At 50.2% G+C, this 16936-nt stretch carries 11 protein-coding genes; 10 read left to right on the forward strand and 1 reads right to left on the reverse strand.

Annotation, left to right across the window (positions count from 1 at the left end):
* Positions 1 to 165 precede the first annotated feature (165 nt).
* Genes AC1DFM_RS09605 through AC1DFM_RS09625 form a run of 5 tightly spaced genes read left to right on the forward strand, consistent with a single transcriptional unit; the run spans position 166 to position 9182 of the window.
* The gene (locus AC1DFM_RS09605) at positions 166 to 3141 is read left to right on the forward strand and encodes a SusC/RagA family TonB-linked outer membrane protein (protein WP_477076495.1); all 2976 of its coding nucleotides are present in this window, start codon (positions 166 to 168) and stop codon (positions 3139 to 3141) included.
* 18 nt (positions 3142 to 3159) lie between these two features.
* Positions 3160 to 4641, forward strand: coding sequence for a RagB/SusD family nutrient uptake outer membrane protein (locus tag AC1DFM_RS09610; protein WP_477076496.1), 1482 nt, complete (start codon positions 3160 to 3162; stop codon positions 4639 to 4641).
* Between the two features lie 20 nt (positions 4642 to 4661).
* Positions 4662 to 6275 carry a glucoamylase family protein gene (locus tag AC1DFM_RS09615; protein WP_477076497.1) on the forward strand — a complete coding sequence of 538 codons (1614 nt, stop codon included), beginning with the start codon at positions 4662 to 4664 and terminating at the stop codon, positions 6273 to 6275.
* 52 nt (positions 6276 to 6327) lie between these two features.
* Entirely contained in the window at positions 6328 to 7626 is a 1299-nt protein-coding gene (locus AC1DFM_RS09620) for an alpha-L-fucosidase (protein WP_477076498.1), read from the forward strand.
* Positions 7627 to 7637: 11 nt separating this feature from the next.
* A complete protein-coding gene (locus tag AC1DFM_RS09625) occupies positions 7638 to 9182 on the forward strand; it encodes a sulfatase family protein (RefSeq protein ID WP_477076499.1) in 1545 nt (514 codons plus the stop codon).
* A gap of 112 nt (positions 9183 to 9294) precedes the next feature.
* Here AC1DFM_RS09625 and AC1DFM_RS09630 read toward each other — a convergent pair whose 3' ends face one another.
* Positions 9295 to 10410: an epoxide hydrolase family protein gene (locus AC1DFM_RS09630; protein ID WP_477076500.1), complete on the reverse strand. Its 1116-nt coding sequence runs from the start codon at positions 10408 to 10410 to the stop codon at positions 9295 to 9297.
* A gap of 251 nt (positions 10411 to 10661) precedes the next feature.
* Between AC1DFM_RS09630 and AC1DFM_RS09635 the strand changes: the two genes are divergently transcribed.
* The 5 genes from AC1DFM_RS09635 to AC1DFM_RS09655 all read left to right on the forward strand — a co-directional run bounded on the left by AC1DFM_RS09635 (position 10662) and on the right by AC1DFM_RS09655 (position 16936).
* Positions 10662 to 11681, forward strand: coding sequence for a LacI family DNA-binding transcriptional regulator (locus AC1DFM_RS09635; protein ID WP_477076501.1), 1020 nt, complete (start codon positions 10662 to 10664; stop codon positions 11679 to 11681).
* Positions 11682 to 11772: 91 nt separating this feature from the next.
* Positions 11773 to 12909 (forward strand): glycoside hydrolase family 172 protein, encoded by a 1137-nt coding sequence (locus tag AC1DFM_RS09640; RefSeq protein WP_477076502.1) that lies wholly within the window; start codon positions 11773 to 11775, stop codon positions 12907 to 12909.
* Positions 12910 to 12934: 25 nt separating this feature from the next.
* Entirely contained in the window at positions 12935 to 14497 is a 1563-nt protein-coding gene (locus tag AC1DFM_RS09645; RefSeq protein WP_477076503.1) for an aldehyde dehydrogenase (NADP(+)), read from the forward strand.
* Positions 14498 to 14500: 3 nt separating this feature from the next.
* Positions 14501 to 15274, forward strand: coding sequence for an L-fucose dehydrogenase (locus tag AC1DFM_RS09650; RefSeq protein WP_477076504.1), 774 nt, complete (start codon positions 14501 to 14503; stop codon positions 15272 to 15274).
* A gap of 12 nt (positions 15275 to 15286) precedes the next feature.
* Positions 15287 to 16936 carry a UxaA family hydrolase gene (locus tag AC1DFM_RS09655; RefSeq protein ID WP_477076505.1) on the forward strand — a complete coding sequence of 550 codons (1650 nt, stop codon included), beginning with the start codon at positions 15287 to 15289 and terminating at the stop codon, positions 16934 to 16936.

The following is a 16936-nucleotide window of genomic DNA, read 5'->3' on the forward strand; positions in this document are numbered from 1 at the left end:
AAGTAGCGATGTTGTAGGTATCGCTCCTTCATTTGCCCTTCGTGAAGTAGTCATGTTGGGGGAGCGGATATGCGTATCCGTTACTTCCTGTCCTACATTTATCGCCGACAAAATTTCTTGTCAGGCCTCAACGGCGCTATTCCATTTTATCACCAAACGTTCGTTATGAAAAGCTACTATCTGTTATTCATGTTGCTACTTCCCTTGTGGGCGACAGCACAACAAAATGTACGCGGCAAAATCAAAGACGTGGCTACCGGATCACCATTACCGGGAGTCACCATTTTTGAAAAAGAGCATCCTACCCGGGGAACCGTCAGCGCCGCAGATGGTTCATTTACCATCAGCACCCATACCGGCGCCGTGTTGCGCTTTCAACTGATAGGGTATGAAACGCAGGACATTCCCAACACCAATAACGCCTTCCTGACGGTGGGGCTTAAAACCACTGCGAAAGATGTAGACCAGGTAGTGGTAATTGGTTATGGTACCTCCCGCAAGCGGGACCTCACCGGCACCATCGTTTCCGTGAAAGGAGAAGAAATTGTAAACCATGCCGGCTCCAATCCACTGAGCGCCCTGCAGGGTAAAGTAACCGGCGTCACGATCACCAATTCCGGCCGCGCCGGCGCCGCACCCACCGTACGTATCCGCGGTGTAGGCTCCATTACCAACACCAACCCCTTGTACGTGGTAGACGGTGTATTTCATGATAACATCGACTTCCTCAATAGCGGCGATATTTCCTCCATGGAAATACTGAAAGATCCTTCTTCCCTGGCCATGTTTGGCGTACAGGGGGCCAACGGGGTCATCATTATCAGTACTAAACGGGCACGCACCGGGGAGATGAATGTTAACTTCAACGCCTATACGGGCATTCAACAGCTGACCAATAAAATAAAAGTAACCGACGCTACAGGATTTAAAACCCTGTACAATGAGCAACTGAAAAATGTGAATGGTGCAGCATTCGACTATGGTCCTTATACCGCCAACACCGACTGGCAGGACCAGATTTTCCGCGATGCCATGTTACAAAGCTATAACCTGAGCATTTCTACCGGCACGCAAAAGAATCGCGCCTATCTCAGCGCGGGATATTATACCCAGGATGGTATCCTCAAATACGACGCGTTTAAGAAGTTTATGCTGCACGTCAACGACGAATACCAGGTAAACAAAAATATTCGTGTAGGCGTAGACGTATCCGGCTCCCGGTGGGACCGCAGCGGTGCAGAAAACAGCCTGATTGGCAATGCCCTCATGGCCGCACCTATCTATGCTCCATATAATGCCGCGGGTGGTTACAACGCCTCTCCCTCTTTTCAACGTGCACAGGTAGGCAACCCGGTAGCCAACAGGGATATTCCCAAAGGACACGCCCGTAACTACGGCTATCGCTTTGTAGGTAGCGCTTTTGCCGAAATAAAATTCCTGCAGCACCTCACCTGGAAATCCGTGGTATACACCGATCTGGGATTCAATGCCAGTCGTAATTACACCCCTAAATACATGGTAGGCGATTCTGCACAATACAACAACATCACGGCGGTAAGCATGGCCAAGTCAGATTATCAAACTTTCCAGGCAGATCACACCCTGAACTATGATAACACCTTTGGCAAGCACCACCTCACTTTGTTAGCCGGCTTCACCGCACAATACAAAGGGACCGATAACCTCAGTGGTTCCCGTCAGAGTACTTCCGTCGCCATTCCCGATAACCCGGATTTGTGGTACCTGAATACCAGCCCAGACAGGGAAAATCAAGCCAATGGTGGTGGTGGCGAGGAACAGGCATTTAAATCGTACCTGTTCCGCGCCGGCTACGGCTTCCACAACCGCTACCTGCTGAATGTATCTGTACGCCGCGATGGTACTTCCAAATTTGGTCCGAATAAACGTTGGGGCAATTTCCCTGCTGCCGGCGCCGCCTGGGTAGTGAGTGAAGAACCCTTCTTTCGTTCAACCGTTCCCGTTATCGACTTCCTCAAAATGAAAGTTTCCTGGGGACGCTTAGGAAATGATAAAATCGGGAACTACCTCTTTTATCCTATCCTGAACAACGCCAACAGCGCCGTATTTGGCGATAAGCTGTATCCCGCGGTGGTACCACAGTACATCGCCAACCCCAATATTCACTGGGAAGTGATGGAAGGCACCGATGCCGGCTTTGAGCTATCGATGCTGAAAGACCGCCTCTCTATAGAAGCCGATTACTACCACCGTAAAACCAACGATATCCTGGTTACACTCGATATCCCCGGCGCTGTTGGTACTACACAATCGCAAACCAATGCAGGAACTATCCTGAACAGTGGCTTTGAAGTAGCTGCCGGCTGGAAAGATGTGATCGGTAAAAATATACGCTACGCCATCAGCGCCAATGCCACCACCATCAAAAATAAAGTGCTGTCCATCGGTGACAACATCGGCTACAATATTACCAATACACCTTCCCGCACCATCGTTGGTTATCCTATTGGCGGCTTCTTTGGCTATATACAGGATGGTATTTTTCAGTCGGTGGAAGAAATTGAAAAATCCGCCCAGGCTGGAGATGTACGCCTGAAGCCGGGAGACATCCGCTTCCGCGATGTAGACGGCGATGGTAAAATAACCGACAAAGACCGCACCTACATCGGCTCTCCTACTCCCAACTTCGTGTATGGCATGTCTTTCAGCTTCGCCTATAAAGGCTGGGGACTGGAAGTAGAAGGACAAGGCGTAAGTGGCAACAAAATATTTGTGAACCGCTCCCGCAATAAATTTGCCACCCTCAACTATGAAACCAACCGCTTAAACCGGTGGACAGGTCCAGGTACTTCCAACAAAGAACCTATTATGGATGATACCCGTGGCTGGAACCTGGAACCGTCCACTTATTTCATTGAGCCCGGCGATTACTTCCGTATCCGCTATGTACAGCTCTCTTACAGCTTTAATGCGGCCTATATGAAAGAGATGAAAATTAAAAGCTGCCGGTTATTCGTGAATGCACAGAACCTGAAAACATTTACTAAAGCCAGCGGCTATACGCCGGAAGTAGGTGGTGATTCTCCGATCAGGTTTGGGGTAGATGAAACCACTTATCCGCTGCCAGCCACGTTCATGGCGGGTATTAATCTCAATTTCTAATTTCAAAAACAGTATCCGATGCAACGCTATATAAAAAGTTCACTGGTGATGATGCTGGCCGCTGCCATGACAGGCTGCGGCAAAGATTTCCTGGAACGGCAGCCACAAGGTCGCTTTACCACGGAAACCTATCCCGGTGGTCAATTTGAACAATATATCTATGGCATGTACGCACAACTGCGTGATTACAATGTACACGTCATGCCCTTCATTGCCACCGCCGGCATCCGCTCTGATGACGCCGACAAAGGCAGCACCCCTGCTGATGGTGCAGACCAGAAGTCGATGGATGAATTCACCATTGCGCCCAGCAGCGGCCTGGTAAAGGCCTACTATACCGGCTTATATGCCGGTGTGAACAAATGCAACCTGGTGCTGCAACAAGTAGCACTGGCCACCGGCAACGTATCTGAATCAGATAAAAAAGTGAGTATCGCCGAAGCCAAAATGCTCCGCGGATATTTCTACTTTAACCTGGTGCGTGCTTTTGGGGGTGTTCCCAAAGTAGATTCCCTCATTACAGATGAAGCGAAATTTAATATTCCGAGAGCCACTAAAGATGCCATCTATGCAATGATAGAAGCCGATTTGTCTGTGGCGGTAGCGGATCTGCCACTGAAATGGGACCCAAAATATATTGGCCGCGTCACCAAAGGCGCAGCACAATCACTGCTGGCCAAAGTATATCTTTATGAGAAAAAATATGCACCCGCATTGAGCATGACCACTGCAGTGATTAATTCCGGCGTGTACAGCCTACAGCCTTCTTATAGTTATCTTTTTACGGAAGATGGAGAGAACTGCAGTGAGTCTGTCTTTGAAGTACAGGCATTATATACGGCGGCTTATACCACTTATGGTTGTCAATATGCCCAGGTACAGGGCATTCGCGGCGCCGGTCAATTCAATCAGGGCTGGGGATTCAATGTTCCCTCGGCAGCACTCGCGGCCGCCTACGAAACCGGTGATCCCCGCAGAGATGCCACCATCCTGTATGCTGGAGAAACTACGCCATATGGGGAAACGTTACCTTTGAGTCTTCCTAATCCCATGTATAACCAGAAAGTATATTCTAACCCTAAAGTACGTACGCAAAATAACAGCGCCTTCGGACAGTGGATGAATGTACGCCTGCTGCACTACTCCGACGTATTGCTGATGCATGCAGAAGCAGCGGAAGAACTGGGACAAACCGATGAAGCGCTGGCGAAACTGGAAATAGTTCGCGCACGCGCGCGGGGCAACAATGCCGGCATCCTGCCTAAAATCACGGAACGCGATCCCGTGAAGCTCACAGACCTGATCCGCAACGAGCGCCGCATTGAGCTGGCCATGGAACAGGAACGCTTCTATGACATCGTACGCTGGGGCATCGCGAAGAAAACACTCGCCGCCGCCGGAAAAAATAATTATGTGGATGGCAAACATGAACTGTTACCTATTCCACAAGATGAAATGGACAAAGCACAGGGCGTTTTAGTACAGAACCCCGGCTATTAATATCTCACTAAAAACATACGATGAAAAAACTATTAATTAGTATAGCCGTACTCGTTATGATCATGCCGGGTGGCGCCTGTACAAAATCCAATGCAGTAGCTACCGTTACTACAGACAGCGCCGCCGCCAACCGGGCATTACTGGACAAAGCACAGCAAGGCTGCTTCCAATACTTCTGGCAGTTGGGCAAAAACTTCTCCGGCATGGCGCCAGAGCGGGCCACTGCTACTTCCGGTAACACCGTTACCACCGGTGGCAGCGGCTTCGGCGTAATGGCCACTATCTGCGGTATGGAACGCGGCTGGATCACCAAACCCGAAGGTATACAACGTATCCTCAGCATCGTGCGCTTCCTCGATAAAGCAGATCGTTTCCATGGTGCGTGGTCGCACTGGATGAACGGAGAAACCGGTAAAGCCAATCCCTTCAGCGGTAAAGGCAACGCAGGCGATCTCGTAGAAACGTCGTTCATGATGGCAGGCCTGCTCAGCGCCAAAGCCTACCTGACCGGCAACACTGCCGAAGAAACAGAAATTCGTCAGCTAACAGATAAGTTCTATCAAACGATTGAATGGGACTGGTATACCAATAACACCCAAAGTCTTTACTGGGGCTGGTATCCACAGGGCAATATTTTTGAGCTGCCTATCAGCGGCTGGAATGAAAGCCTGATCACATATATCCTGGCATTAGGCGCTCCCACCCATGCCATTACACCCAACATCTATAAAACCGGCTGGACCCGTAACGGTAACTTCCGTAACGGCAAAACCTTTTATGGCTACAAACAATACCTCGGCAGAGATAAAGGAGGTCCCCTGTTCCTGTCGCATTACTCTTTCCTGGGCTTAAACCCACACCTGATGCAGGATCAATACTGCAGCTACATTCAACAAAACATTAACCACACCCTCATCAACCGCGCCTACTGCTTAACAGACGCACCTAAAGCGAATCAGTATGCACCTAATCAATGGGGCCTCACCGCCGCAGATGGCGTAAACGGCTACCGCGCACATGCCCCGGACCTGGACGAAGGCACGCTGGCGCCCACCGCCGCATTATCTGCGATGCCGTATACGCCGTACTATTCCATGCAGGCATTACAACATTACGGCAACGACCTCGGCTACCAGCTTTGGGGAGTATACGGTTTTCATGATGCCTTTAATATCAGCAAAAACTGGTACGACAATCAATACCTCGCCATTGATCAGGGCCCTATTGTAGTGATGATAGAAAACTATCGCTCCGGAAAAATATGGGACCTGCTAATGAGTGCGCCGGAAGTGAAACAGGGATTACAACTGGCCGGCATCGGTGCTCCAGCCTATGAAACGGGTTTCCCCGAAGCCGTACCGGAAACCGTTTCCGGCAGCTATGATCTATTGCTGCACCCGGATAGACAGGTGTATGAAATGGCGTACTATATCAAAGAAGCCGGTACTACCACCACGTTTACACTGCTCGACGACAACGGTGCTACCGTTCGTACATTGCAACCAGCTACCGCCACTAACCCTGGCGCACATACGCTGAGCTTTAGTCCGAATCAAATTACCAGCGGCCGCACCTACACTTTACAATTACTGGCCAACGAAAACCGTATACCCATTAAAGTTACCTTTCACTAACCATCAGCGGGTGTATCCGTAATGGATACACCCCTCTCTTTAAATTTTATTTATGAAAAAACTGTTTACCAGCCTGGTAATAGGGATGCTATTGTGTAAAAGTGTCACCATACAGGCGCAGGGAAAAGCGGTTAACCCGGACAGTATCCAAACAAAAATGAGGTGGTTCAATGATGCTAAACTGGGCATCTTCATTACCTGGGGCATCTACGCGGTAAAAGGCATTCCTGAATCATGGGCATTCTATCTCAACCAGATTTCACTACCGGATTACATGCTGCAACTGAAAGACTTCACGGCCAGCAAATACGATCCTGCCGGCATGGCCGGACTGATCAAAGAAAGCGGCGCCCGCTATGCCGTATTTGTAACGCAACACCATGATGGCGTTGCGCTGTGGCCGGCCACCGATTACCCAATGACAGTAGTAAAAAAAACGCCCGCCAAACGGGATTTGGTACAACCACTGTTTGATGAGCTTCGTAAACGCGATATTAAATGCGGCGCGTATTTTTCTTTACTCAACTGGGCGCATGAAGACTTTCCCCGCTTCCGGAAAGATAGTCTCCGGTATGATGCCAAGCAGGATACAGTACGGCTGAAACGCTTCACTGACCTGGCTGCAAGAGAAATAAAAGATTTATCCGTTCGCTATAATCCAGACCTGTTCTGGTTTGACGGCGACTGGGATCTTACCGCTGCGCAATGGAAAGCAGCAGATATCCGTCAACAGATTCTTTCTCATAATCCGAATGCCATCATTAATGCCCGGCTTCCGGACTATGGCGACTACGCCACTCCCGAGCAGGATTGGGCCGTTGGCGCTTCCAAAAATCGCTGGTGGGAACTGTGTATGACCATCAACAATTCCTGGGGCTTTAAACAGCGCGACACCGCCTGGAAATCACCTTATGAAGTGATACATATTTTTGCAGAAGTCATTGGCAATGGCGGCAATCTCCTGCTGGATATTGGTCCCCGCGCAGATGGCAGTATCCCTGAACCGGAAATGCATCTGCTGAAGGAACTGGGCAAGTGGACCCACAAACATTCGGATGCCATTTTTAATACCGTCGCCGGCTTAAAACCCGGACATTTCTATGGCCCATCTACTTTCTCGAAAGACAGCAGCACCTTGTATTTGTTCCTGCCCGCCAAGTCTAATGGTGAGGTGTATTTCCGTGGCCTGAAAAACAAGGTGAAATCCATACATATAGTGGGTAATGATACGCCACTGACATGGCATACCGTAGGGCAGCATATGCAGTTCATCAATGTACCGCCGGCTATGCAGGACGAATACATGACTGTACTGGCGGTGAAGCTGGATGGTCCGGCTATTATCAAATAAAAAACATTCCGATGCGATACTATCTATTCTTTCTCACCCTGTTCGGCTGGTGTATCAACGGATACGCACAAACGAAGCCCAACATCATTGTGATCATGACGGACGATCACGCCCTGCAGGCTATCAGTGCCTATAACCCGGCATTGTTGCACACGCCCAACATTGATCGCATTGCAAAGGAAGGCGCTATTTTTACCAATAGCTTTTGCACCAACTCTATTTGTGCCCCCAGCAGAGCAGTAATATTAACCGGTAAGCATTCTAATGTAAACGGGCAAATACACAATGGTATTACGTTCGACAGCTCGCAGGTGACCTTTCCGAAACTATTGCAGCAGGCCGGCTATCAGACAGCATTGATTGGTAAATGGCACCTGAAAAGTATGCCCACCGGTTTCAATTACTGGATTACCATGCCCGATCAGGGACACTACTACAATCCGGATTTCATTATGATGGATGGAAGTGTGAAGCAGGTGAACGGATACGCCACCACCCTGATTACGGATTACGCCCTGCAATACCTGGACCACCGTGATACCACGAAGCCATTTTGCATGTTGTTGTATCACAAAGCGCCACATCGCAACTGGATGCCGGATACCAGCGAATTCAATGCCCTGCGCGGACGCCACTTTCCGGCGCCAGCTACGCTGTATGATTCTTATGATCACCGGTTAGCTGCCGCGCAGCAGGAAATGAGTATTGAAAAAGATATGTACCTGGTATATGATCTGAAGCTGTATGATACCTCCGGTATTATACAGGATGGCAAATGGTCGTGGACTAATTTCATTAACGACTACTATCGCCTCAATCCCGCGCAGAAAGCAGCCTGGGACAAGGAATACGCACCAGTGATTGCCGACTATAAACGACGCCAACCTACCGGCAAAGCGTTGGTAGCCTGGAAATTTCAGCGTTATATGGAAGACTATCTGCGTTGCGTGATCTCTGTAGATAAAAGTATCGGACGGGTATTGGATTATCTCGACGCCCATCATCTCACGGAAAATACCATCGTGATTTATACTTCTGATCAGGGGATGTATTTAGGAGAACACGGCTGGTTTGATAAACGCTTCATGTATGAAGAATCGTTGCATATGCCGCTGGTGATGCGCTATCCCGGACATATTACGCCGGGCACTGTAGAAAAAAAGCTGGTGCAAAATCTCGACTATGCCCCTACCCTGCTGGATTATGCTGGTGTACGCATACCGGTAGATATGCAGGGACAATCCTTTGCGCCATTACTGGCCGGGAAAACAATTCCGTGGCGGGATGCCATTTATTATCACTATTACGAATACCCTGCTTTTCATAGTGTGAAACGTCATTATGGTATTCGTACAGACCGGTTCAAGCTGATCCACTTTTATAACAATATCGATACGTGGGAATTGTATGATTTAAAACTTGACCCACATGAAATGAAAAACAGGTATGATGATCCGAAGTACAGCGCTATCCGCAAAAACTTAACCACACGACTGGAAGCGATGCGGGTGCAGTATAAAGACACAGTGCCTGATAATTTCGTTCGTCCATTCTAGTTAGCCCTCCTTCCGCCATTTTATTACGCTACAACAACCCATTCCACGCGGGCTCAGTCCAAAAGCAGCCTCCATTCCGGAGGCTGCTTTACTTTTTATGAGATGGAGTTAATTATCCCAGCAATGCGCCGAAAGTTTGTATCTCTTGTGCATACAGTTCAGGCACTTCTAATGCTGCAAAGCGTCCACCTTTTGACAATTTATTGAAGCTTTTCAGGTTTACGCGACGGGCTGCCCATTCTTCTGGTGTATTGCTATCCGCAGGGAACACAGATACGGCGGTAGGTACTTCCGTTTTAGGTACTGGTTTGGGACCTTGCGGGCCGAAGTTAGCGCGGGCGTCTTCTGCGTACCTTCTGATGGAGGTATTAATGGTATTGGTTACCCAATAGATCATGATGTTGGTGAGTATTTCATCTTTTGTAAAGCTGTTGGCGATATCTCCTTTGGTATCGCTCCAGGCATAAAATTTTTCCAGAATCCAGGAGGCGAGCCCTACTGGGGAATCGTTGAGTCCATAACCTAATGTTTGCGGTTTGGTGGACTGGATCATGTTAAATGCGCCTTCCATAAACCACCAGCCCTGGATGAACTGACCGAACTGTTGTTCTGCGGGCGACATGGTGGACCAGTCTTCCGTTCCATTCGGATAGCCGGTATCCGTTAGATGGATCGCTTTCACCTGTGCGGGATAATTTTGTGCGAGTGCAGTGGTGACTGCAAAATCACCGGCTGCCAGGAAAGTAGAATAGTTCAGGACTTCCGTCATCAGTTTAGCCCAGAGGTGCGCTGTTTTCTCGGAAGTAACGGCTACGCGGCCGGAAAAACCGTGGCCTGGCATAGAAGGGATGATGAGATCAAATGCGGGACCGCCGTCGGCAGGCGCTGTGAGCATAGGAATCACTTTATAAAAGCGGAAAAAGGAATCGGGCCATTCGTGGGTGAGCAGTAAAGGTTTGTTGTTGCTTCCTTTTCCTTTTATATAAACGAAGTGGATATCGATGCCATCAATAGTAGTGGTGAACTGCGGGAAGCTGTTGAGCAGGGCTTCCTGTTTGCGCCAGTCGAACTGATGCTGCCAGTACTGGGCAAGTTCCCGTAGGTATTGTGGGTTAGTACCATAGCTCCAGCCGGCGTTTTCGGGTTCATCGGTCCAGCGGGTTTGCTGGAGTCTTGCTGATAAGTCGTTTAAGGTTTCCTGGGTTACATTGATGGTAAATGGTGTCATATTGATTTGTTTTAAGTATTTGTTTTTTGATGATGATACAAAGCTAGTTGGGCAATGTGACAACTGTTTGTCAGTTGAAAACGGCCCGGTGAAAATATTTTTTCCGGGGCAGGAGGAGGTCGGTGCAGGGGCCGGCGACCGGGATTTACCTGAAAGCGTTGAAACCCTGACCAGGTATACATCTCCCGAAAACTTAAAAAAAATTCCGGTAAAAACTTGCTTCCTTAAACGTTTAAGCATATTTTTAAATCATGAAGAAGGTTTCACTGAAAGATATTGCCACCGCAGCAGGTGTGTCTACCGCGTTGGTATCTTATGTGCTGACCAATAAAGAAAAAGAGGCCCGCATTGGAGAAGAGATTGCGAAGAAGATTCGTGAAATAGCGCGGAAGCTGAACTATCAGCCTAATCATATTGCGCGCAGTTTGAAAAGTGGGCGGTCGTTTACCATTGGGTTGATTGTGGCGGATATTTCCAACCCTTTCTTTGCCAATGTAGCGCGTACCATAGAAGATGAAGCCAAGCGGAGTAATTATACCGTAATTTTCGGCAGTTCTGACGAAAACGTAGAGAAGTCCGGCGACCTGATTAATGTACTCATCAACCGGCAGGTAGATGGATTAATTATTACGCCTACAGAAGGATCGGAAGAACAGATCCGGCAGCTGCAGGCGCAGAAAGTACCTTTTGTGCTGATTGACCGCTTCTTTCCGGATATTGAAGCCAGTCATATTGCCGTGAATAATTTTGAATCAGCTTACCAGGCGGTATCGCATCTGATTAAAACAGGGCGGAAACGTATTGGTATGGTGGGATATAAAACTACGCTGCATCATATCAGCGAGCGGAAACGCGGCTATAAAGAAGCGCTGCAGGACCATCAGATGTCCGGCGCTACTACCCTCCTGAAATCGGCCCGCTATTCCCATTTAAAAGAAGATATTAAAGTGTCCATCGATCAGCTGCTGAGTGGACGGCAACCGGCAGATGCCGTGTTTTTTGCCACCAACAGCATTGCCATGGAGGGATTGAAATATATTAACTCGTTAGGTATACGCATTCCGGATCAACTGGCCGTGATCACCTTCGATGAAGGCGAAGCACTGGACCTGTTTTACTCGCCCGTTACTTTTGTTCGTCAACCTATTCTGGAAATAGGCAGGGAAGCCGTGCGCGTGCTGCTGGAAGAAATCAAAGACAGTAAAAAAGAGATAGAACATATTTGCATCGATACCACGCTGGTAGTAAGAAAGTCCTGCGGACAACGCTAACTTTTTCGCACACCATGCATGCCGGTGCTCCGTTTTTTACCACTATGCTTAAACGTTAAAGCAAGTCAATGAATTGCAAAATCCACTGATCATGAAAAAACTGCTGCTACTATCATTATCCGCCTGTTTGACCTGGGCTGCCAACGCACAACAATCCTTCAACGGATTAGACATGAACATGGGGAATTTATTCCGCCTCTCCAACGCTAAAACCCGCTCTATCAGCCCGGAAAACCTCACCGGCGAACCCGGCAAAGGTGGCATGGCCACGCTGGAACAGGGCAATGCCCGCGGCGCCGCCAGGGAACTGGGACAGGGCTGGAAAGTAAATCCTTACATTTTTATTGAACCTGGCAAAACCGTTACCCTGGCCGAAATGAGCGGCCCCGGCGCCATTCAGCATATCTGGATGACACCTACCGGCAACTGGCGCTATTCCATACTCCGCTTCTACTGGGATGATGAAACGACTCCTTCTGTAGAAGTACCCGTAGGCGATTTCTTCGGCATGGGATGGGGCGAATATGCACCGCTGAATTCCCTCGCGGTATGCGTGAATCCCGGCAGCGCTTTCAACTGCTACTGGGCCATGCCGTTTCGCAAGAAGTGTAAAATCACCATGGAAAATATCAATACCGAACGCATGACGCTGTACTACCAGGTCGACTATACGTTGACCACCGTACCTGAAGATGCCGGTTATTTCCATGCACAGTTTCGTCGGAATAACCCCGTGAAAGACGGGTCCTTCACCATGCTGGATGGCGTGAAAGGACAGGGCCAGTACGTTGGTACCTATCTCGCCTGGGGCGTGAATAATAACGGCTGGTGGGGCGAAGGGGAAATTAAATTCTTTATGGATGGCGACAACAAATTTCCTACCATTTGCGGCACCGGTACAGAAGATTATTTCTGCGGCTCTTATAACTTCGACTTCAAAGGCAAATACAATGAATTCTGCACGCCTTATACGGGCTTACACCAGGTGATCCGCCCGGATGGTTTATATAAATCACAACAACGTTTTGGCCTGTATCGCTGGCATATCATGGACCCGGTTCGCTTTGAAAAAGAGTTGAAAGTAACCATACAGGACCTGGGTTGGCGCAGTGGTGGCCGCTATCTGCCACAACAATCAGATATCAGCAGTACGGTATTCTGGTACCAGCGCGAACCACATGCCCCCTTCCCTAAACTGCCCGCCATGAATGATCTCGAAGTAAACTAACTATTCAAATAAAAAATTCAGGAAGATGACTCGAGCATTGTCAACAGGATTACAACTGATCGGAAATAATTTTTCAGGAGAAGGCGATCAGCTGTTCCGGGCATTTGACCCGGTGCAGCAGCAGTGGCTGTCGCCCGAATTCCGCGAAGCCACCACCGGCGAAATAGATGCGGCCCTTACATTAGCCGCCAAAGCATTTACCACCTACAAAAAAACAACGGCGGCGCAGCGGGCTGATTTTCTGCATGCCATCGCTGATGATATTGTTTCTTTGGGAGATGAATTAATCCAGGTAGCTTCCGCAGAAAGCGGGCTGCCCGTGCCGAGGCTACAGGGCGAAAGAGATCGTACTACGGGGCAATTGCGGCTGTTTGCCAACACCATCGCCGAAGGCTCCTGGGTAAATGCCCGCATCAACACCGGCACACCGGATGTACGGCAAATGCAAATCCCTCTTGGCGTCATCGGCGTCTTCGGCGCCAGCAACTTCCCCCTGGCCTTTTCTGTGGCTGGTGGCGACACCGCAGCAGCACTGGCTGCCGGTTGCCCGGTAGTATTCAAAGCGCATCCCGCGCATCCGCATACCTCCTATCTGGTAGCTACTGCCATCCGCAAAGCTGTGCTACGCATGCAAATGCCGGAAGGTGTGTTCTCCATGGTACACGGCACTTCCCACGAAACAGGTCAGTACCTGGCCGCGCATCCACTGGTATCCGCCATCGCTTTCACCGGTTCTTTCAAAGGCGGCAAAGCACTATACGACACGGCTACACGACGTGCAGTACCTATCCCGGTATTTGCGGAAATGGGCAGCGTAAACCCGGTGTTTTTTCTGCCGGGCATATTACGGGAGAAGGGACCCGGGCTGGCCATGCAGCTGCTGCAATCTGTGACCCTGGGCACCGGACAGTTTTGTACCAACCCCGGATTGTTTATCACGCCCGGCGATGATGCCACCACTACCTTTGTGCAGGCGCTGCAACAAGGCATTGGCAGCTTACCGGCCGGACACATGCTAACGCCGGGTATCTTACAGGCCTATCAGCAACGCATACACGCTTTGCAGCAACAAGGCGTAGTGGTATTAGGCGCCGCAAATGCAGCACCACAACAGGCCACTCCTCACCTGCTGCAAATTACCGCCGAAAAAGCGCTGGAAACGCCACATCTGCTGGAAGAAGTATTTGGCCCGTCATCTTTACATATTCATGCCGGCAATATCACCCAGCTATATACCCTGGCGCGGCAGCTGGAAGGGCAGCTGACAGCCACCATCCATGGCACCCCCGAAGATCTGCAGGAACATGCCGCATTGATTGATATTCTCCGCGAAAAAGCCGGCAGAATTGTCATCAATGGTTTTCCTACAGGCGTAGCCGTTAATCATGCCATGGTGCATGGCGGCCCCTGGCCAGCCACCACCCCTGCCGCCGGTACTTCTGTAGGCACCGCTGCCATCTATCGCTTCTGCCGACCGGTATGCTATCAGGATTTCCCTGCCTACCTGCTGCCACCGGAACTACAGGACCATAATCCCATGCACATCTGGCGATTAGTAAATGGTGATTTTTCAAACAATCAAATGTAAACTATGGATCTCGGCCTAAAAGATAAAGTCATCATCGTCACCGGTGGCGCCAAAGGAATTGGCGCTGCCATCACTTCCATACTCGCACAGGAAGGTGCTTTCCCTGTTATTATTGGCAGAAGTAAAGAAGATAACCTGCAACACCTTACCCACATTGGCGGAAACGGTGCACAGGTAGTAGCTGAACTCACTGACCCCGCTGCCTGCAAACAGGCGATAGACACCGTAGTGGCACAGTACGGCCGCATCGACGGACTCATTAACAACGCCGGCATCAACGATGGCATCGGGCTGGAACATGGCTCCTACGAAGGGTTTATGCAATCGCTGCACCGCAACCTGATACACTACTACCTCATGGCACATCACGCATTGCCCTTTCTGAAAACCAGCAAAGGCGCTATCGTGAACATCACCTCCAAAACGGCGGAAACCGGTCAGGGTAACACCTCCGCCTATGCCGCCGCCAACGGTGGCCGCAATGCACTTACCCGTGAATGGGCAGTAGAACTACTGCCATATAGTATCCGCGTTAACGCCATTGTGGTGGCCGAATCCTGGACACCCCTCTACGAAAACTGGATCAATACCTTTGAAGATAAAGCCGCCAAACTGGCCAGCATCGTGGAACGCATTCCACTGGAAAAACGCATGACCACACCCGAAGAAATTGCACAGATGGCGGTATTCCTGCTGTCTGAAAAATCCAGTCATACTACGGGTCAGCTGATTCATGTAGATGGCGGTTACGTACACCTCGACAGATCGTTGCTATAAATCATTATCATCATGAAACAAATCACGCTAAAAATACATCCGGCCGACAATGTATGGGTAGCCTTGCAAGACATTCCCGGCGGCACCGCGGTGACCTGCGGACAGGAAACAGTAACGGCTATACGCAATATAGCTGCCAAACATAAAATCGCAGCCCGGCACATCGCCAAAGACGCTGCCATCAACATGTACGGCGTACTGGTAGGCATTGCCAACGAAGACATTCCCGCCGGAGAACTCATCACCACCCAAAACATCCGCCATGCCTCCGGGAACTTTTCCGTCAGCGGAGAGCGGCAGCAACACTGGTCCGCACCCGATGTTACAAAGTGGCAACACCGCACCTTCAACGGCTACCACCGCAGCGATGGCCGCGTAGGTACCGGCAACTACTGGATTATCATCCCGCTGGTATTCTGTGAAAACAGGAATGTACAACTGCTCCATGAAGTATTGGTGAAAGAACTGGGGTATCGTAAACAGCCTACCTACGAAGCCATGCTGCAACAGCTGCTGCAGGACTTCCGTGAGGGCAAACCCACGGCGCCCGTGACTGCCACTGATTACACCGCGGACACCATTGCGCCACTGCGTACCTTTCCTAACATAGACGGCATCAAACTACTCACGCACACCATGGGTTGCGGCGGTACTAAACAGGACGCACGTACGCTTTGCGGCATTCTCGCCGGCTACGTAACGCACCCTAACGTGGCTGGTGCAACGGTACTCAGTCTCGGTTGCCAGAACGCGCAAATCGATATGCTGAAAGAAGAAATCGAAAAGCGGGTACCGGGATTTGATCGCACCGTGATCTATCTGGAACAACAACAAACCGGTTCCGAAAAAGCGCTGATGACACAAGCTATCCAACAAACCTTTGAAGGACTGGCAAAAGCCAACAGCTACCAACGTCAGCCTGCGCCACTCAGCCAATTATGCATCGGCATGGAATGCGGTGGCTCCGACGGATTCTCCGGCATTTCCGCCAACCCGGCCGTAGGGCGTGTAGCCGACACCGTTGTAGCCTTAGGCGGCTCCGTGATCCTCTCTGAATTTCCGGAGCTATGCGGCGTAGAACAGGAACTGAGCGATCGTTGCGTGAATGCTGAACTGGCCACCCGCTACGTACAACTGATGCGCGACTACGCCAGCAGCGCGGAAGCCGTAGGATCAGGCTTCGACTCCAATCCTTCTGCCGGCAATATCAAAGATGGACTCATCACCGACGCCATCAAATCCGCCGGCGCCGCGAAGAAAGGCGGCTCCTCTCCTGTTACGGACGTCATCGACTATCCCGGATGGGTACAACGCCCCGGGCTGGCGCTGCTATGCACACCCGGCAGCGATGTGGAATCTACCACCGCAGAAGTAGGCGCCGGGGCCAACGTAGTACTGTTCACCACCGGCCTTGGCACACCCACCGGCAACCCGGTGAGTCCTGTACTGAAGCTATCTACCAACAGTAAACTCGCCGCCAAAATGCCGGACATCATCGACCTGGATACCGGCGCTATCATCAACGGCGATACTTCGCTGGATGACGTAGCTGCGGATATACTGGAACTTGTGATCGCCACTGCCAGCGGAGAATACCAAACAAAGGCACAACAGCTTGGACAAGATGATTTTATTCCCTGGAAGCGGGGCATATCACTCTAG

The organism is Chitinophaga sp. 05T412, from assembly GCF_056396465.1.